The sequence below is a fragment of the Allobosea sp. P4_C6 genome, from assembly GCF_056402015.1.
In genome coordinates this window covers 1-859 of record NZ_JBFUIF010000297.1, presented here as the reverse complement: position 1 = coordinate 859, position 859 = coordinate 1, and the positions used below count along the sequence as shown (strand labels likewise).

Genomic DNA, 859 nt, shown 5'->3' with positions numbered 1-859 from the left:
GTGGCCGACAAGCCCACCATGCATTAGATTAGAACCGGGCCACCTGATGGGGGCAGGCCAAGTAGGCGGGCCAATTATCACATCAGAACACTTCAATGCTGGCTCCAAGCTTACCGCATTTGGAGCACCTGAGCCGACCCTTCAGCTCTTCCAAGCTTAACCCCGCTGCAACGTGCCGCTTAAGATCATTCTTGCTGAGGATCGCGGGTTTACGACAGTGAAATCCAGAACGGCACCTTACGAGCATCTCTAAGTCATTATCTGTCCAATCAGCCAAGTTTTTTGGAGACCGCGAAAGGCGGTCGATGTCTGATCGCCACTGTTGAGTTTCTACGCTGCTCCAGTCGAGCTGAATGGTGGCTGAGTATGCAAAAAACCGATGCTTGCCCATGTTAACAGTGGGCTCATAGTCCTTGCGCTGATCCATAATTAGGTCGGCTTCATACAGGAATTCACCATCCTTTGCGTAAGTGTAGTCAAAAAAACTTGCACCAGATATGGAGATCCCAGCTCTTTGTTTCTTTTGATGTATAGTGCCTGCATCCCGCCTCCGTTCAGGTCCCGACTGAATGTGATGTCGAGACCTCGGCGGAGTGAGAAGAAATAGCTGCGGTAATGCATCGCCAACGCCAACTTAGCTATGTCATCGCACGCGATTTCCTGCAGGTTAGGCCCAACACTCGGTAGCTTGATGGTTTCTCCCTGACGCACGCTCACCGCGCTGATAATCGGTTTGCCTGCGCGCGCATCCATGGCTTTTCTCTTTTCCTACCCAGTTGAAACCGTTTCAGGGTCACGAAATAAGCAGCAGATTCGTACTACGCAAAGCCGGGAGCGGAAGCAAAGCCGGGAGCGGAAG

The 859-nt window shown here is 52.0% G+C and carries 1 protein-coding gene; it reads right to left on the bottom strand.

Annotation, left to right across the window (positions count from 1 at the left end):
• Positions 1–429: 429 nt before the first annotated feature.
• Positions 430–753 (bottom strand): hypothetical protein, encoded by a 324-nt coding sequence (locus AC1DVA_RS28775; RefSeq protein ID WP_476808186.1) that lies wholly within the window; start codon positions 751–753, stop codon positions 430–432.
• Between the last annotated feature and the right edge of the window lie 106 nt (positions 754–859).

Coding starts and splice junctions, on each gene's coding strand:
- AC1DVA_RS28775 (WP_476808186.1), bottom strand. CDS start 753: ATGGATGCGCGCGCAGGCAAACCGATTATCAGCGCGGTGAGCGTGCGT.